Raw genomic sequence first — 25928 nt, 5'->3', positions numbered from 1 at the left:
GCCAAGGCCTCCGCCGTCATTGCGAGGAGCGAAGCGACGAAGCAATCCATGCCGCAGTCCGGGGATAGATGGATTGCTTCGCTTCGCTCGCAATGACGGAAGGTTTGACGATTTGTTGCGTTGCGTGAGTATCCGATGGCCTATGCGGCGACAGCCGGAACGACCTACCCGCCGATCACGGCGCCGCCCGGCGTGCTGGCCTTGCAGCGCGCCCTGGTGTGGCTGGCTGGCGCGTCCGGCGCCATCGTGTTCATCGAGCCGAGCCCGTACGAACTGGTCACACTGACCGCCTCGGTGCTGTTCTTCGCCACGGGCGTTCGGATGCGGCTCGTCTTCATGCCGCTGCTGTTCGCGCTGATCGTGCTCAATGTCGGCTACAGCATCGGCGCCATCCCGTTCCTCGACAAGCCGGAGGTGGTGACCTGGGTCTTCACCTCCTGGTACATGGCCGTCACCGTGATCTTCTTCGCCATGGTGATGTCGGAGGATACCGAGGCGCGGCTCGACATGCTGCGCCGGGGCCTTTTGGTCGGCGCGATGATCGCGGCGCTCGCCGGCATCGCAGGCTACTTCCACCTGGTGCCTGGCGGCTATGACCTGCTGACGCTGTACGACCGCGCCCGCGGCACCTTCAAGGATCCCAACGTGCTCGGCGCATTCCTGATCCTGCCGGCGCTGTTCGCGCTGCAGAGCGTGGTCTCCGACCGCGTCGGCAAGGCATTCCGCAACGCCATCGCCTTCGGCATCATCTCGCTGGCGGTCCTGCTGTCGTTCTCGCGCGCCGCCTGGGGCGGCCTCGTGCTGACATCGGTGTTCATGCTGGTGCTGATGGTGCTGACCAGCCGCTCGCAGGCACAGCGCTCGCGCATCATCGTGATGGCGCTGATCGCGGTGATCCTCGCCGTCGCGCTGATCGCGGTGCTGCTCTCGATCGGCTCGGTCGCCGACATGTTCAAGCAGCGCGCGAGCTTCGACCAGAGCTATGACGAAGGCCGCTTCGGCCGGTTCGGCCGCCATATCCTCGGCGCGCAGATGGCGCTCGAGATGCCGTTCGGCATTGGGCCGCTGCAATTCCACACCTACTTCCCCGAGGACACCCACAATTCGTTCCTCAACGCCTTCATGTCGGGCGGCTGGATCTCGGGCGTCTGCTATCCGGCGCTGGTCTTCGTCAGCGTGATCGTCGGCTTCCGCTACGTCTTCATGCGCGTGCCGTGGCAGCGCGGCTATCTCGTGATGTTCTCGGCATTCCTCGGCACGGTCGCCGAAAGCTTCATCATCGACACCGACCACTGGCGGCACTTCTGGATGATGCTGGGCACGATGTGGGGCATGTATGCCGCGGCCGAGCGCTATCGCGCCACGCAAGCGGCGGTGATCAGCGCCGAGGCTTCGGCGGCATCTTGAGGCTGGCGCGCTGCTCGGGCGGCATGTCGATGATCGCCTTCAGCGCCTCGGTTGCTTCCAGCACGCCTCTGTGGCCGTCATTGGCGAAGCGCAGCAGCAGGCGCAGCTCGTCTTCGCTGTAGCTGCTCCACAGCTTCTGCATCGCCTGCTGCATCGGCACGTAGAACTTGCCGATCTCCTCGGCCTTTTCCTCCACCACCGAGATGAAGACCTTGCGGCGGTCGCTTTCGTCGCGCTCGCGGCGCACGTAGCCCGCCTTCTCCAGACGGTCCACCACGCCGGTGATCGCGCCCGTGGTCAGCCCGGTGACCTCGGCGAGCCGGCCGGCGGTGACGCGCCCCTCGAGGTGCAGGATGTCCATGCACTCCATGTCGGAATTGGAGATTCCGGCCATGTTGGCAACGGCTTGGCCGTACATCACGCCCTGCGCCGAGGATCGCCGCATGGCGATTTCCAGCTCCTGCATCAGCGCCGCGCGCGACTCCGCTCTTGACAATGCCGATTCCTTATCTTACGAGATTTATATCTTAGTTACTAAGAAGATTAGTCTCTGATCTTTCGTACCTCACACGGACGCATGGAGCAAGGCATGACCCGACGTTCCCGTAAAGCTTTGATCATCGGTGCCGGCATCGCAGGTCCCGTGACCGCGATGTTTCTGACGCGCGCCGGCTTCGAGGCCGAGCTCTATGAAGCCTGGCCCTATTCCACCGGCATCGGTGGCGGTCTGCAGATCGCGCCGAACGGCATGCACGTGCTGGCGGAGCTCGGCCTCGCCGACGATCTGATCCGCGGCGGCTCGATCGCCGAATCCTTCGACTTCTACTCGCAGAGCGGCAAGAAGCTCGGCTCGCTCAATCGCAACATGCAGCAGCGCTTCGGCCAGCCCGCGGTGAACATGTGCCGCGCCACGCTGTGCGAGACGCTGATCGACAAGGCCTGGTCCTCCAACGTCTCGGTGTTCTTCGAGAAGCGGCTGGTCAAGATCGAGGATCGCGGCGATCAACCGGTGATCGCCTATTTCGCCGACGGCACCACGGCCGAGGGCGATTTCGTGATCGGCGCCGACGGCGTGCACTCGGCGGTGCGGCGGCACGTGATCCCTGATGGACCGACGCCGTTCGACACCGGCCTGCTCGGCTTCGGCGGCTTCGTGCCGCGCGCGATGCTCGAGAAGCTTTCGATCGGCCAGCGGGTGGACACGACTTTCGGACAGAGCGGCTTCTTCGGCTACGGCCTGTGCAGCCCCGATCCGAACGAGGGCGCGATGTGGTGGAGCACGCAGCCGTCGCGCGGCATGACGGCCGCGGCGTTCCGTCTGCAGAGCCAGGACGCGATCCGGCAGCATCTGCGCGACTTCCACGCCGGCTGGCACGATCCGATCCCGGCGATCATCGACGCCGCGGAGAATATCGTGGTCACCGACACACTCGACGTCGCGACGCTGCCGACCTGGTCGCGCAAGCGGACGCTGCTGATCGGCGACGCCGCGCACGCCACCAGCCCGCATGCCGGCCAGGGCGCGTCGCTGGCGCTGGAAGACGCGCTGCGGCTCGGGCTATTGATGCGGGACGGCCAGGAGCTCGGCCTGATCTTCCAGGCCTTCGAGCATGAACGGCGGCCGCGCGCCGAGAAGATCGTCGCCCTCGCCCGCCGCAACGGCAACAGCAAGCGCGAGTTCAGCCCGACCGGCGCCTGGCTGCGCGATCACATGATGAAGCTGATGCTGCCGCTGGCGTCGAAGGGGATGGACTTCATGTATGCGTATAATCCGCGCGCGGCGTAGCGGCACTGCTGTCATCGCCCGGCTTGACCGGGCGATCCAGTACGCCGCGGCCCATCGGCTCAAGTACAACCGTCTCTGGAATACTGGATCGCCCGGTCAAGCCGGGCGATGACGGCGGAATGTGGGGCGGGCACGATTTCGGAATATTGGAATCGTAACGCTGAGTTGCCCGACGTGTCAAGTCGCCTGATCGAGCGCCTTCCGCCACCGGCTACTTTGCATGGGGTTGTTCTTCGCTATTTTGACGGAGCGCCCCTGCGGCGGGAATCCGTAGGCTGGGCAAAGGAGCGAAGCGACGTGCCCACCATCGCGAGCACGCCGTGAATGGTGGGCACGCTTCGCTTTGCCCACCGTACGATGCGCGGCTACTTCTCGACTTCGAACGTCAGCCCGGCGTGGTCGACCAGCCGCTTGATCAGCTTGTGCTGCATCGCCGCGCCCGGCGTCCAGAAGCCGGCCGGCACATCAGGCGTATCGCGCAGCAGGCAGATCGCGCATTCCGAGATCATCTTCGAGGTCGAACCGTAGCCGGGATCGCGGTCACCCTTGATGCCGGCGCGGACGGTGCGGCCGTCCGGCGCGCTCGCGACATAGAGCAGATCATACCGGCCGTTCTCGCGCTCTTCCTTCGACGGTCCCTCGCCGGGCTTCGGCGCGCCGGGTCCGGTCTTCTCGGCATTCAGCGCCATCACCTTCTTGGCGTTGGCCTCGCCCTTCTCGCCGGGGCCGGTCAGCACCATCTCGTCGTAGACGAACTCCTTGCCGTAGGGAAAGCCCATCAGCATGTTCGAGCGATGGACGTTGCGCGTGTTGATCAGCGCCATCATGAACGGCGCGGCCCAGGATTGCAGGTCCTCCTCATAGGCCGGCTTGCTGCCGCGCGGCTGCTTCGGCCCTTCGAATCCCGGCGTCAGCGCGAACGGGTTGTTCAGGATGGCAACGAGGCTGAGATCCTTGGCCACCGCGTCGAACGTCGCCTTGGCGCTCGCCGCGGTGCCGCCGGACAGCGTGCCGCGCATGTCGCGGACGCGGCCTTTCACGCGCTGCGCCGGCGCACCGAATACGCGCTTGGCCTCATCCTGCACGAAGAACGTGCCGAGCTCGAACGGCACCGAGTCGAAGCCGCAGGAGAACACGATGCGCGCGCCGCTCGCCTTCGCGGCCGCCTCGTGCCTGTCGATCATCTGCCGCATCCAGACCGGCTCGCCGCAGAGATCGAAATAATCGGTGCCGGTCTCGACGCAGGCCGCGATCAGCTCGTTGCCGTAGAGCTGATACGGCCCGACCGTCGAGATCACCGACTTGCCTTGCGCGACCATCGCCTTCAGCGCGGCGGCATCGCTGGAATCGGCAACGATCAGCGCCGTATCCGACGGCGCGCCGATCGCATCGCGGACCGCGGCGAGCTTGTCCTTGCTGCGCCCGGCCATCGCCCAGGTCAGCGCGCGGTCGCCCTTGTAACGGGTCGCGAGATATTCGGCGACCAGCTGGCCGGTGAAGCCGGTGGCGCCGTAAACGATGATGTCGAATTTCGACGAGGCCATGGATCAGGTTCCCTGCGGAGCAATTGGCGCCCTTTTGTCACCGCGAACGCAGCGAGGCAATGCGCTATTTCTTGGCGTAGGACACACCCATGCCGGCGCGAACGTCGGCCTGGATGCCGTAGGGCGCGATCGGGTAGCGCAGGCCATTCTTGGCGAGCTGCTTCATGCCGGCGATCGCCTTGACGAGATACGCCGGCGGCAGCGCCATCAGCATCTCCTCGTCGGGCACGCCGCCATAGCGGCGCTCGGCGAAGCACGGCAGCGACAGGCTCGGCTCGCCGGTCTTCAGCGCCCGCCCCCATGAGTCCGCGCACGCGGTCTCGCCGACCACGCCCCATTCGAACTTCTTGTAGCCGGTGTATTGAAGGCCGTTGATCAGGATGATCATCTGACCGGGCGTCGCGTAGACGAGGCAGATATCGGGCGGATTGAGGCGGCCGGAGGTGAGCGGGCTCACCGCCATCGCCTGGTACTGGCCGTAAGGCACGACGTCGAGCGCCTCCTGCCGCTTTCGCGCATCCTCCGCAGTGCCGTGCCAGACGCCGACATAGCTTTCGCCGGCGAGCCATTTCTCATCCTGCGGCGCGAGCCCGATCACCGCGCGACACTGCGCGCCGACCAGATCCTCGCCGGTGATGCCGACGGTCCAGCCGAGCCGCGAAGCCATGCTGACGATCTGATCGGTGGTGTGCACCGCGCTGGGGCGGCGGATTTTCGGGATCGCTTCCATGTCCTCGACGCGGGCGAACATCTTGATCCCGATCACGGTGGTCTTCAGCCGCAACAGGCTGTTGAGATCGGCGACGATTGCACCGAGATCGAACTGTTCCGGCGGTGTCTGCTGCTGCATGGCGTGAGCTCCCGTGACCAGCGGCTTTGGCGCCGCCTGTTTGCATTGATGTTAGCCGGATTGACCGGCGGAGGCGACCTGCTCGTTCGCGGCTCAGGGCGTGTCCGGCCCCGGGAACAGCGCATCGGTCTTGCCGTTCAGCCGATAGGCGATAAGCCCGAGCCATTCGCGGATCGCGATCTCGGTGCGCGACAGCCCGTCCAGCGCCATGTTGACGATGAAGAGATCGCCTGGCCCGCCGACGCGCCAGTCGACCGGATAGGGTTCGACGGCAAATCCCGCCTTGCGAAACAGCCCGACCGAACGCGGCATGTGATAGGCCGAGGTGACCAGCAGCCAGCGTTCGCCCGGCTTCGGCTTGACCAGCGCCTTGGAGAATTCGGCGTTCTCCACCGTGTTGCGCGACTGCCGTTCGATGATCACGCGCGATTTCGCGATGCCGAGCCCTTCCAGCAGTTCGCCGGCATAGTCGCCTTCCTTCGCAGCATCGTTCGAGATCAGATTGGCGTTGCCGCCGGTGAAGACGAGGCGGGCATCGGGATATTTGCGCGCCAGCTCGGCCGCGACGATGATGCGGTCCGGGGCTTGCCGCACCACCGGCGTGCGGTGCGCGAGCGAGATATCCGGATCGATCGATCCGCCGAGCACGATGATGCCGTCGGGCGCGCCGCGTGCCGGATCCCACGGCGGGAAGCGCTGCTCCAGCGAATAGATCAGGAGATTGCCAACCGGAGAGAAGGCGATCAGCGCCAGCAGCACCGCCGCGGCGGCCATCAGCCTGCGTCCCAACGCGGCGAAACGCGTCAGCAGCAGCACGGCACCGAGCACGCCGAGGCCGATCAAGAGATTCACCGGCAGCAGCATGATGCCGAGCGTCTTGGAGAGCACAAAAAACAAGGGAAGCCTCTGCGAAGTTCTGCTACAGCGTCATACGCTGCCGGACAAGCAATCAAAAGACGCCACATGCCCCATCATCACCTGAAGTCCAGTCCCGAAACCTGCCATTGGGGCTTCTTTGAAGCCAGGCTGAAGCCGGTCCTGACCGTCGCCAGTGGCGACGAGGTCACGATCGAGACCGTCAGCGGCGGCCCCGACGTGGTGCCCGACCGCGGCAAGTTTCACGTCCCGCCCGAGCTCGACGACATCCACGCGAAGAACGAGCGGATGGTGCCCGGCCACATCCTCACCGGCCCGATCGCGGTCGATGGCGCTATGCCCGGCGACGTGCTCGAGGTCGACATCCTCGACGTGCAGCTGCGCCAGGACTGGGGCTACAACCTGATCAAACCGCTGTCCGGCACCCTGCCCGACGATTTCCACGAGACACGCATCCTCAACATCCCGCTCGATCGCGACCGCATGGTCGGCCGCATGCCGTGGGGCCTCGACCTGCCGCTGAAGCCGTTCTTCGGCGTGATGGGCGTGTCGCCGCCGCCGGCCTGGGGCCGCATCTCCTCGCTGATCCCGCGCGCGATGGGCGGCAATCTCGACAACAAGGAGCTCGGCGCCGGCGCCAAGCTCTATCTGCCGGTGTTCGTGCCGGGCGCGCTGTTCTCCTGCGGCGACGGCCATGGCGTACAGGGCGACGGCGAGGTCTGCGTCACCGCGATCGAGACCGCGCTCACCGGCCGCTTCCGCCTCACGCTGCGCAAGGACCTCAAACTCGCCTATCCGCGCGCCGAGACGCAGGACCATTACATGACCATGGCGATGGATCCCGATCTCGACCAGTGCGTGGTGCGGGCACTGCGCGACATGATCGTGCTGCTCGGCGAAAAGCGCAATCTCTCGCGCGAGGACGCCTACACGCTGTGCAGCCTTGCCGCCGACCTGCGGGTGACGCAGACGGTCAACGGCTCCAAGGGCATTCACTGCATGATTGCCAAGTCGGTCGTGCACGGCTGACCGCGAAATATCGCCGCACTTGTGTTCCGCGCGTGCGGCTCGATACACTCCGTTCCAACGAACACAGAGGATGGGACGGACATGCTGAAGGACAGGCTTTCGCCGGCCGACGAGGCCTCGCGCGACAAGGAAATGCAGTCGACGCTCGCCGCCTGCCCGCGCATCCTCGATCTGATCGCGCGCGGCCCGCAGGGCGCGCCCGATGCCGAAGCGGTGATCTACCTGCGCGCGCCGCTCGATCCCAATCCGGTCGTGATCTCGAACGATCATCTGATGGGCTGCATCAAGGCGGCCGAGAGCTATTTCCGCGCCCAGGGCATCGGCAAGGACGACCCGGTCGCGATCCTGTTGCCGGCGAGCCCGGTGACGGTGGTCGCGATCTTCGGCGCGGCCGCGTGCGGCGTCGCCGAGCCGCTCAATTTGCTGTTCACGCGGGACGCCATCGTCGCGCAGCTCAATGCCATCAAGGCAAAGCTGCTGCTGGCGCCGCCGCCGGGCACGCCGGGCGGGCTGTATGAAAAGGTCGAGGGCCTGCAGCGCGAGGTGCCCTCGCTGAAGCGCATCGTGATCGCGCCGCTCGACGGCAGCATCGCGTTCGACGGCGAGGTGCTGAAGCCGGATCCGGCCTGGCGCGATGATTACGGCAAGTCGACCGACAGCGGCGAGGCCGACCGGGTCGCCGTGATGCTGCCGACCGGCGGCACCACCGGCCATCCCAAGGTGGCGCGGCTCACCAACCGTGCGATGGTCGCCTCCACCCTCTCCTCGCGCATGGCGCTCGACTTCCACCGCGGCGAGCGCGCGATGATCACGCTGCCGCTATTCCATGTCGGCGGCCTGTTCTGCACCACGGCCAACAGCCTCTCGGCCGGCACGACGATCTTCATCCCCGGTCCCGCCGGTGCGCGCGATCCGGCGCTGATCACGAACTTCTGGCGGATCATCGAGCAGTACCGCATCAACATCGCCGGCAACGTGCCGACCACGCTCGGCGCGCTCGCCGACGTGCCGGTCGCCGACAGTGACATCTCGTGCCTGCGCGTCACCGCCACCGGGGCCTCGATCTGCCCGCCGGAGATCGAGCGGCGTTACCTTGCGACCTGGGGCGGCGACTGTATCCAGCAGCTCTACGGCATGACCGAGCTCGCCGGCGCCATTACCCATGACGTGCACGGCGTGAAGCCGCGCGCTGAAAGCGTAGGCACCCGCAATCCGCTGGTCGAGCTCGCGATCCTCGAGGGCGACAAGCTGCACACCGGCCCGTGGCCCTCACCCGTCGGCGAGTTGCTGACTCGCGGGCCGCAGGTGTTCGCCGGCTATGTCGACCGGAAGCAGACCGAGGAGGCATTCCGCGACGGCTGGCTGCGCACCGGCGACATCTGCCGGATCGATGCCGACGGCTTCGTCTACATCATGGGCCGCGCCAAGGACGTCATCATCCGCGGCGGTCACAACATCGATCCGCGCGCGATCGAGGACGCCGCGCTGCAATTCCCCGGCGTGGCGCTGGCAGCCGCGGTCGGCCGCCCCGACGCCTATGCCGGCGAGGTGCCGATGTTGTTCGTCTCGGCGCAGCCCGGCGCCATGATCGATGCACAGGCGCTCGCCGCCTTCGTGCAGGACAACATCCTGGAGCCGCCGGCGCGGCCGCGCGTGGTGTCGGTAATCCCGGACATGCCGGTGACGCCGGTCGGCAAGATCTTCAAGCCGAAGCTGCGCGAGATCGCCGCCGGCGAGGCCGCGCGCGAACTGCTGGCGCTGGAGGGGTTATCCGGCGAAGTCAGCGTGGACGCGATCACCGACCCCTCGCGCGGGCTGTACCTCAGCGTCACGGCCTCGCCCGACAAGGCCGAGACCGCGGAGCGGCTTCTCAAGAAGTTCCCGGTCAAGGTTGAACTACAACCGTAAGGCTTTCATATCATTTGATAATCTGCAGACGATATCGCGCCGGAGCCAGGCCCCGGCGCACGTTCGCGCGCCGCTGCCGTACCCGAGAACCGCTCTTGACGAACAGCTACATTCCTAAATAGACTCTAAATAGATACTTTTCAGTACAAGCGTTCAGGGTTAAGCGTTTCTTTATGGCTACGGAAAAGGCCGAAACCGACCGCGTCCCGGTCACGCTGGCACTCTCGACCATTGGTTATCTCGAGAAGCTGGTGCGGCAGGGCACCCACGGCACGAGCGTCCCGGGCGTCGCACGGACACTGATCGAGGAAGGCATTCGGCTCGCCATCAAGGACGGGTTGCTTGCAATCCGCGACAACGGACGCACGCCCTGAGGCGGCCGCGGGAAGCGGCGGTTCAACACAGAATGTGGAACCGTCAAATGATTGCCATCCAACCCAACCTTCAGCCCACCCTTCAGCCCACCTGGACGCCCGAGCGCGTCGAACAACTCAAAAGCTATTTTGCTGCCGGCCTCTCCTGCCGCGATATCGCCGTCAATATCGGCGTCAGCCGCAATGCTGTGATCGGCAAGCTGTCGCGGCTGAACCTGATGCGCACCACACCCGAGGAGCGCCGGGCCCGGCGCAAGAAATCCGCCGGGCGCGCCGCACCGGTCGGGACCGCAAAGCAGCAGTTCCGGATCCTGCAGGAGGCCTATGAGCAGGTCGATGAGGCGTCGATCGTCACCGTCAACAATTGCTCGCTGTTCGAGCTGAGCGAGCAGCGCTGCCGCTGGCCGATCAGCACGCCGGGCGCCGAGGACTTCTGCTTCTGTGGCAACACCCCGCTCGGCGGCATGCCCTATTGCTCAGGACATTACCGCCTCGCCTATCAGGTAGGGTCGCGGCAGCGCGCCGCGCGCGGCTGATCAGCCGACCTTCCAGCCGGTCTGCGCGACGATGCTCTGATAGAACTCCGGCGTGTAGGCTTCTTCCGGCGTCTTGCGCACGCGCTCGTCGAGCAGATGCGCATCGTCGCCGACCAGGATGCGCCAGCGCTCGGCCTTGACGCCGTCGAGGATGATCTTGGCGGCGGCGGAAGCCGAGGTCGGCGCCTCGTCGTGGAAGATGCGGGCGCGGTCGAGTGCGAGCTGCTGGATGTCGGCATCCGACATCCTGGCGACGTCGAGGCCCTGCCCCTTCAGACGCTGGCGCGCCTGCGTCAGCTCGTCGGCTGAGAGCTGGTCGGAGCTGGTGCCGAGCTGCACCTTGCGCGAGTTCGAGACGATCGAGGTGCCGATATGGCCGGGCATCACGACCGAGCATTTGACGTGCGGCGCGTTGAGGCGGAGGTCGTTGATCAGCGACTCCGTGAATCCCTTCACCGCGAATTTCGCCGCGCTGTAGGCGGTGTGCGACACGCCCAGGCCGACCGAGGCCCAGAAGCCGTTGACGCTGGAGGTGTTGACGATGTGCGCCTCGTCGGCCTTCACCAGCAGCGGCAGGAAGGTGCGGACACCGAGATAGACACCGCCCCAGCAGATGTTGAAGGTGCGCTCCCACTGCTCGCGGGTATTGGTGAACAGGCTGCCGCCGCCGCCGATGCCGGCATTGTTGAACAGCAGGTGGATTCTGTCGGTCGCCTGCTGCTCGATCAGCTCATCGCGAAAGCGCTTGTAGTGATCCTCGATCGAGACGTCGGCGATGTGGGTGGTGATGCGCAGGCCCTGCGGGAGCTTCTCGACTTCGCACAGCCGCTTGGTCTCGGCCATCGCCTCGGCCGAGACGTCGCACATCGCGACGTTGCAGCCTTCGGCGACCAGCTGACGCGCGAGCTCGCGCCCCATGCCCGTGCCGCCGCCCGTGATCACGGCAATCTTTCCGGCAAAATCCTTCATGTGAGATCCGTTTCGTCCCTGCTTTTTTCTTCGTATCGGTCGGCGCGCGGATCGCGGTCCCCACCGTTTCGCGGTGCACTCTACATCACAATCGACGGCCGGCAACGGCGCCCAAAGCTCACGCGCAGGTGAGCTAAGCCTGGCGTAACGAACTCATTCCGCGCCGCGAACAAACCGGCATGGGCAATCGGAGACGTTGATCATGGTGGCTCTGAACAAGGCGGTCGCGGCGATGTTGATGGCGATCGCGGCCGGCATCTTGAACTCGGCCGCAGCCAACGAGGAAGCCCTGATCCTGCACAACCGCGGACGTGCCGCTCGCGGCCAGGGGGCGGCCGAGCCGGTAGCCAGCGATTTCGGAGCCGGCAGCCGCCCCGGAACCAAAATCGTAAGCCGGGGTTGAACCTTGCCCGTGCGAGCGAGACCTACTCGACAGGGAGCGGTTTTCCAGGAGGTTGGCATGACCCACTGGCATGACTCGATGGTCGATCAACCCGAGGCCTCGGGCGCGGCCTACGCCGCCGGCTGGACCATCAGCGGACTGGCGGTTCTCGGCGTCGTCCTCGGCGTCTGGCTTCTCGGAATCTGAGCCGACCGCCGGCCTTCATTGCAACGGCTGTCGCGCGCGACGACCTCGCGCCCGCACGAGTTCAGGCGGCCGCCACTCCGAAAATAAGAGCCAAAGTTTAAGCGTCGGGCCTATTCGGCCGCCTCGACCCGCTTGCCGGTGACAGCCCCCAGCCCTTCCAGCGCCTTCGCAATCGCGGCCTGTTGCGCAACGGATGCTTCCGGCATCGGCGCGCGTGGACAGGTTTGCGGCATGCCCTGCGACATCTGCGCGTAGCGCGTGCAGGCCGGCAGATTGTCGGCGATGACGGCATTCCACAGCGTCAGCAGCTTCTTGTGCAGGTCGAGCGCGCGCGAATGGTCGCCGGCCTTCACGGCGTCCCACAGCGCCACCGACGCATGCGGCGCGGCGGTCAGGATCGCCGCGATCGAGCCGTGCGCGCCGAGAGTGTAGGACGGATACATCAGCGCATCGACCGCGCTGTAGATCAGCTTGTCCGGCGCCATCATCATCAGATCGGCGAACAGCTTCAGGTCGCCCGCGCTCTGCTTGACGCCGATCACCAGCGGCACCTCGGTCATGATCCGCGTCAGCAGCGCCGGCGACAGATAGGACCACGGCACCACGTTGTAGATGATGATCGGCATGCCGGTGTCGTCGGCGATGCGGCGGAAATGGCCGACCATCGCCTCGTCGTCGGGCTTGAACAGATAGTGCACCGGCGTCACCTGCAGCGCCGCGACGTCCATGTCGCGCACCAGCCTGCCGCGCCTGACCGCGTCGCGCGTGGAGTCGACGATAATGCCGGCGATCACCGGCGCGCGGCCCCGCGCCGCCTCCACCGTCGCTGCGATCAGGTCGCGGTATTCCTCATGATCGAGCGCGTGGCCCTCGCCGGTCGAGCCGCCGGCCGCCATGCCGTGACAGCCCGCGCCGAGCAGCCAGTCGACCTGCGGCGCCACCAGCTTGAAATCGATCTCGCCGTCTTTGCGGAACGGCGTGGTCATCGGCGGTATCACGCCGGTCGGATGCGGCTTCATCGGCAGGCCCTCGCTGTTTCATCCCGCGGATCCGATCCCCGCTCTTCGCGGCGGCGGTATCGATCCGGCCGGCCAAGCCTACTGATTGTCGTTGCTGCGTCCAGCGGCCGCGACGGCGGAACTGGTGCCTGATCCGGGCATGGCCAAGGTCGGGGCTTGGCCGTGAGGCTCCACCGCCGGACGGCCGAGCGAGGGGATCAGCAGCCGGAGCAGTCCGCGCCACGAGAGGTCGAGGACCACCTCATGGTGCCGCAATCCCTTGCCACCCTTCACCGGCCCGAGATCGCGTATCATGCAGTAATGGCCGCTGCTCATGCGAGCCAGGCGGCTGTCCTTGAACCGTCGCATGTCAGCGAGAATGCATCGCGAATCGATTCCGTCAAATCTTGACGGCATCGAATCGGCCAACTGCTGCGACTCATTTCGCTGACGCGCCGATGATCGGCTGAACGTGGCTCGCATCCGGACGCATATGCGCGGCGGCCGCAGCGGGCAAGTGCGATGAGGCTGGAATCAAAAACCTCCGGCAGGGCATTGCCGGAGGTTTGGGAGGCTTAGCGTGAAGCTAAGAGCCATCGTTCAATTGTTGGCCGGAACTTATATAGTTTAGTAGGTCAGCTAAGTAAATAAGTTTGCCACAAATGAATCGCATGGCACGTCTTCGTGATCGTCGGGAGGCGAAGTTGTCGCATGCGCATTCGCTGCTTGCATCGCCAGAGAAAAACCCCGGCAGTTGCCTGCCGGGGTTCTGTTTATCGTGATCAGATCAACCGGTATTACCAGTTACGCTGCGCGCGCAGCAGCAGCATGACGGTGTCCTGATCCTTCAGCTGGTAGGTCGCGCTCGGCTTGCCGATTGCGCCAGCGGAGGTCGTGATCGTGCCAGCATACTTCTGATCGAGCATGGTGTAGGTCACGTCGGCCGAGAAGGTGAGGTTCTTGACCGGAGTCCAGCGGGTGATCAAACCGATCTGGCCGATGTTGTAGTCGGGGTTGCAGGAGGTCACGCCAGCGCCGCCAGCAAAGGCAGTGCGGAACGTACCACCGACGCCACCGACGCCGCAGATGAGGGTCTTGGCCGTGTCATTGTACATGATCGCGGCGTAGGCACCGTAGATGCTGGTGTTCCAGTAAGGATCCCAGTTATGGGTGTACGCACCGCGCATACCCCAGGTCTTGACCGTCTGCTGCTGAGTGCCAGCCGCGAACACGGTGTCAGGCGCAGTGCCGAAGCCGATGCTGCCATAGGCGCCCGGCAGGCTCGAACCGCTGTAGATCGCGATCGCGCCAGCCTGGTTGGCCAGGTCCTGGATGTTGTAGCGGGTCGCACCATCCGTGTAGACGCCCTGGACGTTGATCGTGTCGCCAGGTCCGGTCGGGATGTTCTTGATCGACAGAGCCAGCTGACCAGCCCAGCCCCACTTGTCGTCCGGATGACCGGTCAACTCGGTGGCGCCGTAGTAGGCAGCGTGGTTGTCATGCGCGGCGAACGACGCCTGGAACAGACCCCAGGCCTGCTCGACCTTGAGGGCTGCGACGAAGTCCGGCGAGATCGTGCCGGCATAGTCGCTGGCGCCGTAAGCACCACCGGCGCTGAGGTTGTTCACGCCAGCCTGGTAGTAGGCAGCCTGATCCTGAGCCGACAGAGAGAGCGACACGCCGTTGCCGAACTGCGCGGTGTAGGTGAACTGGTTGACACCAGTGACCGTGCCGCCGCCGCCGACGAGACCGTCGAAGTTGTTGCCCGGATAGTTGGTCCACGGAGCCGAGAACTGCGAGACCGCCTTACCGATGGTGAAACCGGCGAACTGGATGAAGGCGAAGTAGACGCCGACCGTGCCGTAGGAACCGTTGCCGGCGCCCGCGTTGTTCGGAGCCGAAGCCGGGGCAACCGTGCCGCCGCCGCCGAGCGCCGAGTAGATGGTCGCGCCGGGAGCAGCGCCGTTCACGGCGTAGTTGTCGGTGGTCCAGGTGAACACCGCATCGAAGTAGGTGCGGACCACGCCGTACTCGGTCGCGGTGCGCGTATCGATGTTCAGGTCTTCACGCGAACGCCAAGTGTAGCCGTTCGTGAAACGGTTGTTGGCACCGCCGGCGCCGTTGTAGTTCGGACCCGCGACGCTGTTCGCGTTCGCGACGACGTCGACGCGCAGATAGCCGCCCAGCTTGATACAGGTGTCGGTGCCCGGCATGTAGTAGAAGCCGGGACCATACAGGGAGCAAACCTTCACGTACTCGACCGCCTTGGCCTTGACGGGAAGATCAGCCGCCTGTGCTCCGCCGACCGCCATGAGAGCAGCCGCCGAGCCCAGGATAAGGCTCTTCACCAATTTCATATTAAACCTCCAAGTTGCTCATATGCGGAGAGTCCGGACCGTTAGCGCCCCGTGATCCCCCCGCACTGTCGCTGACCGCCCGGCCGTCTCGCCCCCCTTCGAAAAAACCGGGACCGACAACCTGAACGATCAACGCAACGGGACGATCGAGATTCCCCTACCGCCGGGTTCAATATGCATTGCCCAATTCCCTAATCAAAATAGTTTATAAAGTCAGCTATACGAATGCTGCCACAGTGTGTCTCGCCAGCAACGCTGAGACGCTAACCCCTTTGGTTGTACGGGGGAAAATGTGCCGCACCCCAAAAAGACCGCCCGTCATATAGCCATCATAATTGCTTCAAGGTCACTTGCGTTCGTTAGCGAGTTGCGAGAAAAATTACCTACGCCGCGTGGAAAACAAGAATCAAAGCAGCGCAAAAGCTGCGTCGGCGAGAGGAGAGGAATCCGTGTCAGCGACCAGGAAGGACGCGACGCGCCAACGCGCGCTCGCAAATCTCGACATCATCAAACGCTTTACGCTTGAAATATCTTCGATCAATTCGCACCTCGAGGACGTGCGCCAGTTCTGGGGCAAGGCGCTTGGCGTCAGCGGTCCGCAATGGATGATCCTGATCGCCGTCTCCGATCTCGACAAGGATGAGGGCGTGCCGATCAACGTGGTGTCGAAGGCGCTCCACGTCGATCCGTCGTTCGTCACCACGCAGTCCAAGCTGCTCGAGCAGAAGGAACTGTTGCGCCGCACGCCGTCCCCGGCCGATGCGCGCGTGGTGCGATTGTCGTTGACCGACAAGACCCGAAAGCACCTGGCGAGCCTTGCCGATCAGCACCAGGCTTTCCGCAAGACGGTGTTCGAGGAGTTCAGCGAGAAAGAGCTGGCCGAGTTCACCACCAAGCTCGCCACGCTCAACAGCCGTCTCCAGAAAGAGTGCAGACGCGTGGCGCTGGAGTACAATTTCTGAGGCGCGGGTGACGGCGTCTCGGTTCACATGCGAACCGGCGCACGCACAGCGTTGCGCGTGGTCGCCGCGAGAGACGCCAGAGAAATTCGTTTCGGGGGACATTGCGCGGTCGATTGCAGGGATGGGAATCGACTGCGGTGCAGTCGGTCGGCAACCGACCGCCTCAGGTGTTCCTGACGATATTGAGAAAAATGGTCGGAGCGAGAGGATTTGAACCTCCGACCCCTAGTCTCCCAGACTAGTGCGCTAACCGGGCTGCGCCACGCTCCGATGCCGTTCCATTAGCCGCGATCCTGCGTTCGCGCAAGGCGGCGGCACGGCTTAAACAGGCCCTAAAGTACAGGCCGGGCGCCGGTTCCCTTTGGCCTCAGCCGTCCTTCAACGCGGCGTCGATCATCTGCCGGCAGGCGACGAGGTCCTGCAGCACGCGCTCGAGTCGGGCGCGGTCGGCGGCCGGCACCCCTGCCCGCGCTGCCGGGGCCGCGGCGGCAGGCTCCTTCATCGGGGCCTTGATCTGGGCCTTGGGCTGGGCGCGCGCCTTGTAGGTCGACAGGATCGGGTCCTCGTCGGGATCGACGAATCGGTAGTCGATGCCGCCCTCGTCGCCGTCGCCCTCCTCGCCGTCGAGATCGAAACCGTCATTCAGCTCGGCATCATCAGGCTCGGCCATGCTGTGGCCGACCGCCTCCTCGACCGCGCCGAACGAGACCGCCGCTGACTGATCGGCGATGCCCTGCACCGACTTGATGCCGTGTTCCTTGAGGATCCGTTGCACGCCGCGGATGGTGTAGCCCTCGCCGTACAGCAGCCGGCGGATGCCCTTGAGCAGGTCGACGTCGTCGGGCCGGTAATAGCGGCGGCCGCCGCTGCGCTTCATCGGCTTGATCTGCGCGAAGCGGGTTTCCCAGAACCTCAGGACGTGCTGGGGAATATCGAGCTCGTCAGCGACTTCGCTGATGGTACGGAACGCATCCGGCGCCTTGTCCAAATGCAGGCTCCTCTGACCTCAGTTCAAATGCTCATTCGGCCTTGCCGCTGCCATTGGCGGACGGATGGCCATTGATACGCTGCTTGAGAATCGCCGACGGCTTGAACACCATCACGCGGCGCGGCGAGATCGGCACTTCGGTGCCGGTCTTCGGATTGCGCCCGATGCGCTGCCCCTTCTTGCGCACCATGAACGAGCCGAACGACGACAGCTTCACCGTCTCGCCCTTCTCCAGGCAATCGGTGATCTCCTTCAACACAAGTTCGACGAACGCCGACGACTCGGTGCGCGACAGACCTACCTTCTGATAGACCGCCTCACACAAATCGACGCGCGTAACTGTTTTCCCGGTTCCATTGGTCATCGCCTGCCCCGCACTCTCGGCGAACAATTTCTTGACTGAAATTAAAAGCTTAGCGCGCAATGGTCAACAGCGACCAGCATGCAGTCGCATGAAAGAAGTCGGCTAAGTGACGGTGCTCCCTAGAGATCACCTACCAGCGCACGAGCACCGAGCCCCAGGTAAAGCCGCCGCCCATCGCCTCGAACAGCACCAGATCGCCCTTCTTGACGCGTCCGTCCTTCACCGCGACCGCCAGCGCGAGCGGGATCGAGGCGGCCGAGGTGTTGCCGTGCAGGTCGACCGTCAGCACCACCTTCTGCGGCGCAATATGCAGCTTGTGTGCCGAGGCATCGATGATTCGCTTGTTGGCCTGGTGCGGAATGAACCAGTTGATGTCCTCGGCGGTGAAGCCGGTGGCGTTGAAGGCGTCGACGATCACGTCGGTGATCATGCCGACGGCGTGCTTGAACACCTCGCGGCCCTCCATCCGCAGGTGCCCGACCGTCTTGGTCGAGCCGGGCCCGCCGTCGACGAACAGCTTCGACTTGTGGCGTCCGTCCGAGCGCAGATGCGTGGTCAGCAAGCCGCGGTCGGCGGTCGTGCCGGTCCCCGGCTGCGCCTCCAACACCACGGCGCCGGCGCCGTCGCCGAACAGCACGCAGGTGCCGCGGTCGTTCCAGTCGAGGATGCGCGAGAAGGTCTCGGCGCCGATCACCAGCGCCCGCTTGTGGCTGCCGGCACGCAGGAAATTGTCCGCGGTGGTGAGCGCGAACACGAAGCCGGAGCACACCGCCTGCAGGTCGAACGCAACGCCGTGATTGATGCCGAGCCCGTGCTGGACCGCGACCGCGGTGGCCGGGAACGTGTTGTCGGGGGTCGAGGTCGCCACCACGATCAGGTCGATCGACTGCGCGTCGATCCCGGCGTCGGTGAGCGCAGCCTGCGCCGCCTTGATCGCAAGATGCGAGGTGAACTCGTCGTCGGCGGCGATGTGGCGCTCGCGGATACCGGTGCGCTGCACGATCCAGTCATCCGACGTGTCGATCCGGCTGGCCAGTTCGGCATTGGTCAAAACCCGCTCCGGCAGATAGGAGCCGCAGCCGAGCACTACCGAACGTATCGCAGTCACGAGACAGCCTCCTGCGCGGTCTGCGCCTGCACCAGCGCACTGCCGTCGCGATTTAGCATCTGATTGATCTTGGTGAGGAGATCGTAGTGGGCCATCTCATAGCCAACATCGACCGCGTAGGCAAAGCCTTCCGCGCTGGTGCCGCCATGGCTCTTGACCACCACCCCCTGCAGGCCGAGCAGCACCCCGCCGTTCGACTTGTTGGGGTCGAGCTTGTCGCGCAGCTTCTGGAACGCGCTGCGGGCAAACAGGTAACCGATGCGCGCCAGCCAGTTCGCGCTCATCGCTTCGCGCAGCAACGTGAACATCTGGCGCGCGGTTCCCTCCGCGGTTTTGAGCGCGATGTTGCCGCAGAAACCTTCCGAGACGATCACGTCGGCCGCGCCCTTGCCGATGCCGTCGCCCTCGACAAAGCCGACATAGTCGAACTGCGCCGAGTTCATCGCCCGCAGCATTCCGGCCGCCTCGCGGATCTCTTCATGGCCCTTGATCTCCTCGGACCCGATATTGAGCAGGCCGACGGTCGGCCGTTCGAGGTTGAACAGCACGCTCGCCATGGCGCTGCCCATCACCGCCAGCGTCGCCAGATGGCGGGCATCGCCGCCGATCGTGGCGCCGAGGTCGAGCACGACGGAATCGCCGCGCAGCGTCGGCCACACCGCAGCGAGCGCCGGGCGGTCGACGCCGGGCAGCGTTCGCAGATTGATTCCGCCCATCGCCATCAGCGCACCGGTGTTGCCGGCGGAGACCGCGACGTCGGCCTCGCCGTGCTTCACGGCATCGATCGCCAGCCACATCGAGGACGTCCTGCGGGTCCGCCGCAGCGCCTGGCTCGGCTTCTCGTCATTCTTCACCGCGACATCGGTATGGACCACCTTCGACACCGCCTTCAGTGCCGGATGCTTCGCAAGCTCCGGCTCGATCTGGGCACGGTCCCCGACCAGCAGGAATTCGCTGCCGGGATGACGGCTCAACGAGATCGCGGCGCCGGGAATGACGACGGCTGCGCCGACATCGCCCCCCATGGCGTCAAGCGCGATTCGAACCTTTTGAGGCATGAACGTCCCGGAAACCTGCTCTCCCGCAGCCTATTGAACGCAAAGCCGCAAGCTTGAAGTCACCGCCGCGAGCGGCGCGCGGCGAAACGCCAACTGACGTCCCGGCCGGGCCGCGACAATAGCGTGTCCTTGGTCCGACACAACCTCTTGACCGTGGCCACCCGAGTCGCTTGACCGACCACGGAATACGCCAGAAGATAGCTAAAATCCATCGATATTTCAACGTATTGATGGAGATATTTGAAGTTCCGTCGGACACTCCTCGCGCTGCCGCGCAGGCAGCCATCCCCTCAAATGTGACGACTAGCTTCCGTTCTTGCCGTCCTTGCCCCTCAGGGCCTTGAGCGCGGCAAAGGGGTGATCCTCCGGATCAAGCGCTTCAAGTTTCTGTTCAAACACCGCATCCGGTTTGCGCGGATACGGGTCGACGCCGAGAAACAGCGCATCGGTGGCGAGGCGCCCGATGTCGATAAAGCCGCCCACGATCGGCTCCGGCGGGTCCGGCGTATCCTCGTCGCTGTCCTCGCCCTCGTCGACCAGGTCAGCCATCTGCGGGATCTGCTCCGGCGGGGCGAACACAACGTCGATCGGCTCATCGATGTCGTTCTCGATCGGATCGAGCGTCACCACGCAGGTCTGGCCGATCCGCGCCTGCACCCTGCCCGTGACGTGGTAGCTGCCGTCGCGCTTCGGCAGGATGTCGAGCGCCGCGCGGGCGGAGATCACCTCGCGCAGCTCGGCGATCCCGGCCATCGCCTGGCGCGCCGCCGCATCGGCCTCGATCTCGCGATGCAGCCCGGTCTCCGGAATCTGCGCCACGTTGACGAGAACGCGCCAAGGATCGCGTGAAGCGTCACGAGAAGGATCGCGTGAAGAATCGCCGCTCATGCCGTGGCTCCCGCGGTCTGCGGCGCCGGGAAGCGCCAGGCGCCCGAGCTGAGCTTAGCAAAGTCGGCGCGCGCGAGCGCCGCCAGCGCGTCCTTCGCGTAGGCGGCGAGCGCGCGGGCCTTCTCGACGTGCTGGCCGTTGAGGATGTTCTTGCACAGCGCCTGGGCCAGCGCCTCGTCGCCGTCGGTCAGCGCGAGGTCATAGGCCGCGGTCCGGCCGTAGAATGCCTCGCCGAAGGCCTGCATGCGCTTGGGCACCGTGAGGTCGCCGACGCCCATTTCGCGTAGATTGTCGTCCATGTCGGTACAGAAATGGTCGAACAGGGCCTGCGACAGCTCCGGAGCCGCCTCAGAGGATTTGAGCCGCCGCAGCACCAGCCACAGGTGCAGCAAAAGCAGGTCAAAACGGCCGTTAACCGTGTCCGGAACGCCCAAGTCACGGTAAAATAACGGTTCTCGCGCCTGCGTCACGATCATGCCATAGATGGCTTCAATGGTGCTGCGCGTGGGCGCCGGGGGTTTCCTGAAGCGATTGAACGGCCAAAGCATGATGGGTTCCGGCTGCGGGGCCCAGCGGTCGCCTGTTGAGGGCGCTCCGTCGGAGGCTTACGCGATATTGCAATCCAGTGAGCTGCCCGGTACGTCAACGCCTCGCCCGATGCAAGGGGACGGATTAGTTCCGCCAATGAGCCAGATCATTCCAGCACCATCCCGCCCCGCCTCGCCGCGCGGCCTCCTCTCGCGCCTTTGCGCGGTCGCCGTCATCGGCCTGGTTTGCGCCGGCCTTGGCGCGTGCAGCGGCGAGCAATTCCAGAAGGGCTACATCCTGCCGCAGGGCGCGCTGGAGCAGATTCCGATCGGCGCCAGCCAGGATCAGGTGCTGATCGTGCTGGGCACACCGTCGACCGTCGCGACGCTGGACGGCGAGGTGTTCTATTACATCTCGCAGCGGACCTCCCGCCCGGTCGCCTTCATGAACCAGTCGGTGATCGACCAGCGCGTGATCGCGGTCTATTTCGACAAGAACCGCCAGGTGCGCCGGCTAGCCAATTACGGCATGAAGGACGGCAAGATTTTCGACTTCATCAGCCGCACCACGCCGACCTCGGGTCAGGAAATGTCCTACCTGACGCCGCTGTTCAAGCTGCTGAGCTTCAACTGACCGGTATCGGCGTTCGGGACGCGCAAGTCCCGAACGCTTAAGTCCCGAACGCTCAACCGATTCGCACCCGGCTGGTTTCGATCTGCCGCCCGGTCAGGTCGTCGACGTGGCTGACGATCAGATTCCACTCGGTGCAGGCCGCGGTGTACCAGGCCTGGCTGACGATGAGGTCGGCCGCCGACGTCGCCGACTGGAGCTTGGCGATCACGCCGTCGAGCTCGCCGTCGAGCGCGGTCCAACCGGTTCGCAGCGAATCGAGCGCGTTCTCGATCATCGCCATGTCGCTCAGCACGAGCCCGGTGCTCATGGTGAGCGCTCCCAGCGTCGCGACCACCCTTTGATCGTCGCTGAGCTCCGACTGATCGCCGGCGATTTTCTGCTGATAGCCTGAGATCTCCGATTGCATGCTGTCGATCTGGCCCTCGGCTTCGGCAATCGATGCCACGCCGATGCCGGCCAGGATCAGCGATGCGCCGCCGGTCAGTGGCGCGAACAGGACACCGAAGATGGTCTCGATGATGCCGCGCGTGCGCGCGGCCTTAGCCTTTGCAATCGCATCGCGATCGATCTGGATCTGCGCGTTGAGCAGCTTGATCTGGTTGTTGATCGCGTCGATCTCGCCCTGGATCTTCTCCTCCTGGGCCTGGACCTGCCCGACCGTATTGCGCATCGCCTGGTCGGCCTGCAGCATCGACTCCTCGAAGGTCTGGAGCTTGCCGAGATAGCCCGCGATCTGTCCGATCATGGCCTGGATCGGCGGCTCGAGCGCCTGCATCGCGGCGATCAGCTGGGCCTTGCCCGCGGCCGAGAAGTCTTGCTCGAGCGCGGCAAACAGCGCGTTGATTTGCGGGGCAGCCGCGAGAAACGCCTGCCCGGTGTCGGCAATCGTATCGAGGATATCGGTCTGGAAATACAGCACCCCGCTGCGGCGCCAGCCGACCACCAGATTCTCGGCGGTGCCGAGCTCCTGGTCGAGCTGATCGTACCAGGGCGAAGAGACCTCCGCGATCTCGGCCTCGATCACCGCCTGGCAGGACGAGTTGAGCAGCACGATCGCGCCCATGCTCGCGTCGATCTGTGCATTCGTCGCCGCACCGTCGAAAGCCATGTCGGGTCCCCTTCGTTACGCCGCCCTGCCGGGGTTTCCGATCGGGGCGTTCACGAGGTTCTGTGCGAACTGCGTGGCAGCGGCCCATTCGGCCTGCGCGGCCGCGCTGAAATTGTTGGCCGCGAACGTGCCCAGTGTGACCTTGCCGGCGCCAAGCTCCGCCAATGCATCGCGCATCGCGTTCCGAAGCTTACCCCAGATACCGATCAGCTCACGCAGATGCTTCAGTGCATCGCCGATCGAATTCAGCACCCCCTCGGCGGCAGCCAGCGCAGGCGCCGCCGCGGCTTTTGCGTCAGGCGATTTGTCCGCCGCCGCGCGGAGCGCAACATCGCGGGCAAGCATGGTCTCTTCCCACGTCTCGAGGGTAGCGAGCCTCGTTTCAAGGGCGGCGACGATCGCTTGCAATGACTGATCCAGTGAGCCCGCGAGTACGAGCACGCCTTGAACGGAGGGATCGTCCGCACCCCGCGCATCCGGATGAGCAGCCGCAATCGAGCCAATCTGTGAAGCAATTACCGAGAACGTCGTGCCGTGGTTGATGACCTGCACCAGAACCTGGGCGGTGACATCAGGCCCGATATTGTCGATCCAGCTCTGCGCCTGCGCCTTGGCGGCATCGAGCTTGCTGTTGAGGTCGTCGAACCAGTCGGGTTTCGGCGACGGCGGGATCAGCAGCGCGTTGAGCAGACCATGGCAGGCTGCGGTGACCGCGGTGAGACCCCCGAAGCTCGCCTTGCACGCAGAAATCAGCGTGCCCAAGCCGCCCACATCCGGTTCGCCGCCTGGCTTGTCGTTCGACATGACGCATTCCTTTCAAGCAGGGCGGGCACCGCCGGCAGGCGGCGGTGCCCGCGAGGTGATCAAGCGACCTTGCCGTCCATCGCCAGGTCCTTGGCCGGATATGACACCGGGGCGTTGACCAGCCCCTGCGCGAACGACGTCGCATCGGCCCATTCCGAGGCCGCTGCGGTGGTGAAAGCACCCGCCACGATGGTGCTGAGCGAGGCTTCAGCCGATTGAAGCTTCGCCATCACGCCCTGCAGTTCGCCCTGGAACACGGTCCAGGCGGTGCGGAAGTCGGACAGCGCATTGCTGGCGTCGGTGATGTACGTGATCGCCTGGCTCGAGGCGGAGCCCAGCCCCTGCAGGGCGACCATCTGGCGCTTGTCGTCGTCGAGCTCCTTCTGGTCCTTGGCGATCTCGTCGAACTGCGCGTTGATCTTGCTCTGCATGACGCCCCAGGTGACGGCGCCACCGACGACCAGCAAACCGCCGGTGCCGGCAACGAGGAGGCTGGCGCCGCCGGTTTCGGGCGCGAGCGCGATGCCCACCACCAGGAGAAGCAAGCCAATGGCGATGCCGCCGGCCGACGCCGCGATCGCGATGTTCTCGTTGTGAATGGTGTCGTTGAGCACCTTGATCGCTTCGTTCATCTTGCTGATGTCGGCGCTGAGATCCGCTTCCGCCTTCTGGATGCTGACCGCGCCCGAGGTCAGGGCCTCGTGCGACGCCTGCATCAGGTCGCCCCAGTTCTTCATCAGCGTCTGGGTGGTGTTGGCATTGGTGACGATGACCTGCACCGACTGCTCGAGCGCAGCGACCAGCTCATGGACCTGCTTGACGTATTGGTTGTCGGCGCCTTGCGCGTCCGGGTGAGCGTTGACGATCGACTGGATCGTGCCGGTGATGGCCGAATAGGTCGTGCCGTAGTTGATGACCTGCACCGGAACGCCGCCGGTGACGCTGGGCCCGATATTGTCGATCCAGTCCTGCGCGTGCGTCTTGGCGACGTCGAGCTTGCTGTTGAGGTCGTCGAACCAGCTCGGCTTCGGCGACGGCGGCACGAACACCGTGTTCAGGATGCCGTGACAGGCCTGGGTGATCAACGACAAGATCACGAAGGCCGATTGGGTTTTGCTCTCGAGCGGGGTGGTCGCCGCCAGTTTCGGCGCTGCCTTCACTTTTAGTTTTGCTACTGCCATCATGATCTCTCTCCTGCGCGGTGCTAGGTTGCGATCGGATTCTGCGGGTCCAGCGTGACCGGCGGCCCGACCGTGGTCTTGGTCGCTGGTATTGCGATTGCGAACTTGCTGATCGCCTGCCAGTTCGCGTTCGCGATCGGGATAGTGAAGATGTCGAAATAGGTCTCCGGGTTGGCGCCGGCCTTAAGCGCTTGGATCGCCTGCTGCACCTTGTCGCGTTCGGTGGTCCACATCGTCACGATCTGGGGCATCACGTCGACGATGCGTCCGAACGACAGTTCGAGATTGTAGAGCAGCCGCAGCACCAGCTTGGTGCCGGCGGCGGCCTGTGCCTCCTGGCTCGCCTCGATCTGGAGCTTGGCGATCTGCTGCAAGGTCTCGCCGACCGCCGCGGTCTTGGTGATGATGTCGTAGTAGAACTTGCCGACGGTGAAGGCGGCGGCGGCCATGCCTAGGAAGGAGAAGGATTCGTCGACCCCGGTGGCGACGTTGTAGAGCGTCTTCACCGTGGTGGTGACCACGCTCTGGCCGGTGCTGAGATCACCCGCGGTGATGGAATCCTGCAGCGAGCCGACCAGATCCTCCAGACGCGTGAGCTGCGCGGCGATCTTGACCATCTGCTGCTCTTCGTTCTGCAGCGCGTCCCACCCCGCATTGATGCTGCTCTCCAGCAACGGCTGGATGTTCTTGAAAGCCTGGTAGTGGCTTTGCAGCTCCGTCGCCGCGATATTCGTGGCGTCGATCGACTTGTTGGCCTGGCTGAGCAGAACGTCGTTCAGCAACTTGATCCACTGCTCGCTTGTGGTGGCCTTGGCGTCGGCCACACCGGCAAAGGCGCTGCCATAGTTGGAGAACTGCGTCAGCACCGTTCCCCAGATCGAGGGCTTGTCCTCGATCCATTTCGCGCCGGCCTGCCCCAGCATGCCGACCTGGTTGCGCACCGGTGCCAGCCAGGCGGGGTCCTTCTGCAGCACGCCGATGGTGGTGCCGCCCGCGCTGATCGAATAGCTGTCGAGCCGCAATACCTCGTTGAACGCCTGCGCCAGCAGGCTGTTGGCGACGTTGATCGATGGGCTGAGCATG

General features: G+C 64.9%; 28 protein-coding genes and 1 tRNA gene. 10 read left to right on the top strand and 19 right to left on the bottom strand.

Features of this window, described 5'->3' with window-relative positions; genetic code table 11:
- The first annotated feature begins 135 nt into the window (after window positions 1-135).
- Window positions 136-1407, top strand: a complete 1272-nt coding sequence (locus tag JQ633_RS18700; RefSeq protein ID WP_211986861.1) for an O-antigen ligase family protein — start codon at window positions 136-138, stop codon at window positions 1405-1407.
- Here JQ633_RS18700 and JQ633_RS18695 read toward each other — a convergent pair.
- Window positions 1379-1852, bottom strand: coding sequence for a MarR family transcriptional regulator (locus JQ633_RS18695; RefSeq protein ID WP_433995673.1), 474 nt, complete (start codon window positions 1850-1852; stop codon window positions 1379-1381). The genes JQ633_RS18700 and JQ633_RS18695 overlap by 29 nt on opposite strands.
- A 144-nt stretch (window positions 1853-1996) precedes the next feature.
- On the opposite strand from JQ633_RS18695, the gene JQ633_RS18690 reads away from it, so the two are divergent.
- Window positions 1997-3193 carry an FAD-dependent monooxygenase gene (locus JQ633_RS18690; RefSeq protein ID WP_211986532.1) on the top strand — a complete coding sequence of 399 codons (1197 nt, stop codon included), beginning with the start codon at window positions 1997-1999 and terminating at the stop codon, window positions 3191-3193.
- 365 nt (window positions 3194-3558) lie between these two features.
- On the opposite strand, the gene JQ633_RS18685 is transcribed toward JQ633_RS18690, so the two are convergent.
- The 3 genes from JQ633_RS18685 to JQ633_RS18675 form a co-directional block, all read right to left on the bottom strand.
- Window positions 3559-4737, bottom strand: coding sequence for a saccharopine dehydrogenase family protein (locus tag JQ633_RS18685; RefSeq protein WP_211986531.1), 1179 nt, complete (start codon window positions 4735-4737; stop codon window positions 3559-3561).
- A gap of 64 nt (window positions 4738-4801) precedes the next feature.
- A complete protein-coding gene (locus JQ633_RS18680) occupies window positions 4802-5587 on the bottom strand; it encodes a DUF169 domain-containing protein (protein WP_211986530.1) in 786 nt (261 codons plus the stop codon).
- Between the two features lie 93 nt (window positions 5588-5680).
- A complete protein-coding gene (locus tag JQ633_RS18675; protein WP_211986529.1) occupies window positions 5681-6484 on the bottom strand; it encodes a YdcF family protein in 804 nt (267 codons plus the stop codon).
- A gap of 66 nt (window positions 6485-6550) precedes the next feature.
- On the opposite strand from JQ633_RS18675, the gene JQ633_RS18670 reads away from it, so the two are divergent.
- The 4 genes from JQ633_RS18670 to JQ633_RS18655 all read left to right on the top strand — a co-directional run bounded on the left by JQ633_RS18670 (window position 6551) and on the right by JQ633_RS18655 (window position 10310).
- Window positions 6551-7492, top strand: a complete 942-nt coding sequence (locus JQ633_RS18670) for an acetamidase/formamidase family protein (RefSeq protein WP_211986528.1) — start codon at window positions 6551-6553, stop codon at window positions 7490-7492.
- An 81-nt stretch (window positions 7493-7573) separates the two neighbouring features.
- The gene (locus tag JQ633_RS18665) at window positions 7574-9400 is read left to right on the top strand and encodes an AMP-binding protein (RefSeq protein ID WP_211986527.1); all 1827 of its coding nucleotides are present in this window, start codon (window positions 7574-7576) and stop codon (window positions 9398-9400) included.
- A 173-nt stretch (window positions 9401-9573) separates the two neighbouring features.
- Window positions 9574-9774 carry a hypothetical protein gene (locus JQ633_RS18660; RefSeq protein WP_016844973.1) on the top strand — a complete coding sequence of 67 codons (201 nt, stop codon included), beginning with the start codon at window positions 9574-9576 and terminating at the stop codon, window positions 9772-9774.
- 47 nt (window positions 9775-9821) lie between these two features.
- Window positions 9822-10310 carry a GcrA family cell cycle regulator gene (locus JQ633_RS18655; protein WP_211986526.1) on the top strand — a complete coding sequence of 163 codons (489 nt, stop codon included), beginning with the start codon at window positions 9822-9824 and terminating at the stop codon, window positions 10308-10310.
- On the opposite strand, the gene JQ633_RS18650 is transcribed toward JQ633_RS18655, so the two are convergent.
- Window positions 10311-11279 (bottom strand): SDR family NAD(P)-dependent oxidoreductase, encoded by a 969-nt coding sequence (locus JQ633_RS18650; RefSeq protein WP_211986525.1) that lies wholly within the window; start codon window positions 11277-11279, stop codon window positions 10311-10313.
- Between the two features lie 202 nt (window positions 11280-11481).
- Between JQ633_RS18650 and JQ633_RS18645 the strand changes: the two genes are divergently transcribed.
- Window positions 11482-11682 (top strand): hypothetical protein, encoded by a 201-nt coding sequence (locus JQ633_RS18645; RefSeq protein WP_211986524.1) that lies wholly within the window; start codon window positions 11482-11484, stop codon window positions 11680-11682.
- A gap of 57 nt (window positions 11683-11739) precedes the next feature.
- Complete coding sequence (locus JQ633_RS35435; protein ID WP_283812794.1) at window positions 11740-11868, top strand: hypothetical protein; 129 nt, start codon at window positions 11740-11742, stop codon at window positions 11866-11868.
- Window positions 11869-11978: 110 nt separating this feature from the next.
- Here JQ633_RS35435 and JQ633_RS18640 read toward each other — a convergent pair whose 3' ends face one another.
- The 3 genes from JQ633_RS18640 to JQ633_RS18630 form a co-directional block, all read right to left on the bottom strand.
- The gene (locus JQ633_RS18640; RefSeq protein WP_211986523.1) at window positions 11979-12887 is read right to left on the bottom strand and encodes a dihydrodipicolinate synthase family protein; all 909 of its coding nucleotides are present in this window, start codon (window positions 12885-12887) and stop codon (window positions 11979-11981) included.
- A gap of 78 nt (window positions 12888-12965) precedes the next feature.
- On the bottom strand, window positions 12966-13202 hold the full coding sequence (locus tag JQ633_RS18635) for a hypothetical protein (protein ID WP_433995672.1): 237 nt from the start codon (window positions 13200-13202) through the stop codon (window positions 12966-12968).
- Window positions 13203-13663: 461 nt separating this feature from the next.
- Window positions 13664-15223, bottom strand: coding sequence for a porin (locus tag JQ633_RS18630; RefSeq protein WP_211986522.1), 1560 nt, complete (start codon window positions 15221-15223; stop codon window positions 13664-13666).
- 449 nt (window positions 15224-15672) lie between these two features.
- Here JQ633_RS18630 and JQ633_RS18625 point away from each other — a divergent pair, with 449 nt between their 5' ends.
- Window positions 15673-16185 carry a MarR family winged helix-turn-helix transcriptional regulator gene (locus JQ633_RS18625; RefSeq protein WP_211986521.1) on the top strand — a complete coding sequence of 171 codons (513 nt, stop codon included), beginning with the start codon at window positions 15673-15675 and terminating at the stop codon, window positions 16183-16185.
- Window positions 16186-16377: 192 nt separating this feature from the next.
- Here the strand turns inward: JQ633_RS18625 and JQ633_RS18620 are convergent.
- From JQ633_RS18620 to JQ633_RS18590, 7 genes are all read right to left on the bottom strand, one after another.
- Window positions 16378-16455, bottom strand: a tRNA-Pro gene (locus JQ633_RS18620).
- Window positions 16456-16552: 97 nt separating this feature from the next.
- Window positions 16553-17173, bottom strand: a complete 621-nt coding sequence (locus tag JQ633_RS18615; RefSeq protein ID WP_211986520.1) for a MerR family transcriptional regulator — start codon at window positions 17171-17173, stop codon at window positions 16553-16555.
- Between the two features lie 31 nt (window positions 17174-17204).
- Window positions 17205-17537, bottom strand: a complete 333-nt coding sequence (locus JQ633_RS18610) for an integration host factor subunit alpha (RefSeq protein WP_211986519.1) — start codon at window positions 17535-17537, stop codon at window positions 17205-17207.
- A gap of 130 nt (window positions 17538-17667) precedes the next feature.
- Complete coding sequence (locus JQ633_RS18605) at window positions 17668-18645, bottom strand: beta-ketoacyl-ACP synthase III (protein WP_211986518.1); 978 nt, start codon at window positions 18643-18645, stop codon at window positions 17668-17670.
- The gene (gene plsX / locus JQ633_RS18600) at window positions 18642-19703 is read right to left on the bottom strand and encodes a phosphate acyltransferase PlsX (RefSeq protein ID WP_211986517.1); all 1062 of its coding nucleotides are present in this window, start codon (window positions 19701-19703) and stop codon (window positions 18642-18644) included. The genes JQ633_RS18605 and plsX overlap by 4 nt, the downstream gene beginning before the upstream one ends.
- Window positions 19704-20006: 303 nt before the next feature.
- The gene (locus JQ633_RS18595; RefSeq protein WP_211986516.1) at window positions 20007-20591 is read right to left on the bottom strand and encodes a YceD family protein; all 585 of its coding nucleotides are present in this window, start codon (window positions 20589-20591) and stop codon (window positions 20007-20009) included.
- Window positions 20588-21139 carry a ubiquinol-cytochrome C chaperone family protein gene (locus JQ633_RS18590; RefSeq protein WP_211986515.1) on the bottom strand — a complete coding sequence of 184 codons (552 nt, stop codon included), beginning with the start codon at window positions 21137-21139 and terminating at the stop codon, window positions 20588-20590. The genes JQ633_RS18595 and JQ633_RS18590 overlap by 4 nt, the downstream gene beginning before the upstream one ends.
- A 136-nt stretch (window positions 21140-21275) precedes the next feature.
- On the opposite strand from JQ633_RS18590, the gene JQ633_RS18585 reads away from it, so the two are divergent.
- Window positions 21276-21752, top strand: coding sequence for an outer membrane protein assembly factor BamE (locus tag JQ633_RS18585; RefSeq protein WP_249159476.1), 477 nt, complete (start codon window positions 21276-21278; stop codon window positions 21750-21752).
- A gap of 52 nt (window positions 21753-21804) precedes the next feature.
- On the opposite strand, the gene makE is transcribed toward JQ633_RS18585, so the two are convergent.
- The 4 genes from makE to makB are packed head-to-tail and all read right to left on the bottom strand — an operon-like array spanning window position 21805 to window position 25927.
- Window positions 21805-22860: an alpha-pore-forming cytotoxin subunit MakE gene (gene makE / locus JQ633_RS18580; RefSeq protein WP_211986513.1), complete on the bottom strand. Its 1056-nt coding sequence runs from the start codon at window positions 22858-22860 to the stop codon at window positions 21805-21807.
- A gap of 15 nt (window positions 22861-22875) precedes the next feature.
- Window positions 22876-23664, bottom strand: coding sequence for a hypothetical protein (locus tag JQ633_RS18575; protein WP_211986512.1), 789 nt, complete (start codon window positions 23662-23664; stop codon window positions 22876-22878).
- A gap of 59 nt (window positions 23665-23723) precedes the next feature.
- Window positions 23724-24848, bottom strand: coding sequence for an alpha-pore-forming cytotoxin MakA (makA, locus tag JQ633_RS18570; protein ID WP_211986511.1), 1125 nt, complete (start codon window positions 24846-24848; stop codon window positions 23724-23726).
- Window positions 24849-24868: 20 nt separating this feature from the next.
- The gene (gene makB / locus JQ633_RS18565) at window positions 24869-25927 is read right to left on the bottom strand and encodes an alpha-pore-forming cytotoxin subunit MakB (protein ID WP_211986510.1); all 1059 of its coding nucleotides are present in this window, start codon (window positions 25925-25927) and stop codon (window positions 24869-24871) included.
- Between the last annotated feature and the right edge of the window lies 1 nt (window position 25928).

Source organism: Bradyrhizobium tropiciagri (assembly GCF_018130505.1).
Classification (GTDB): domain Bacteria; phylum Pseudomonadota; class Alphaproteobacteria; order Rhizobiales; family Xanthobacteraceae; genus Bradyrhizobium; species Bradyrhizobium tropiciagri_B.
The sequence above is the reverse complement of the archived record's forward strand: the minus strand, read 5'-3'. Positions and strand labels throughout refer to the sequence as shown.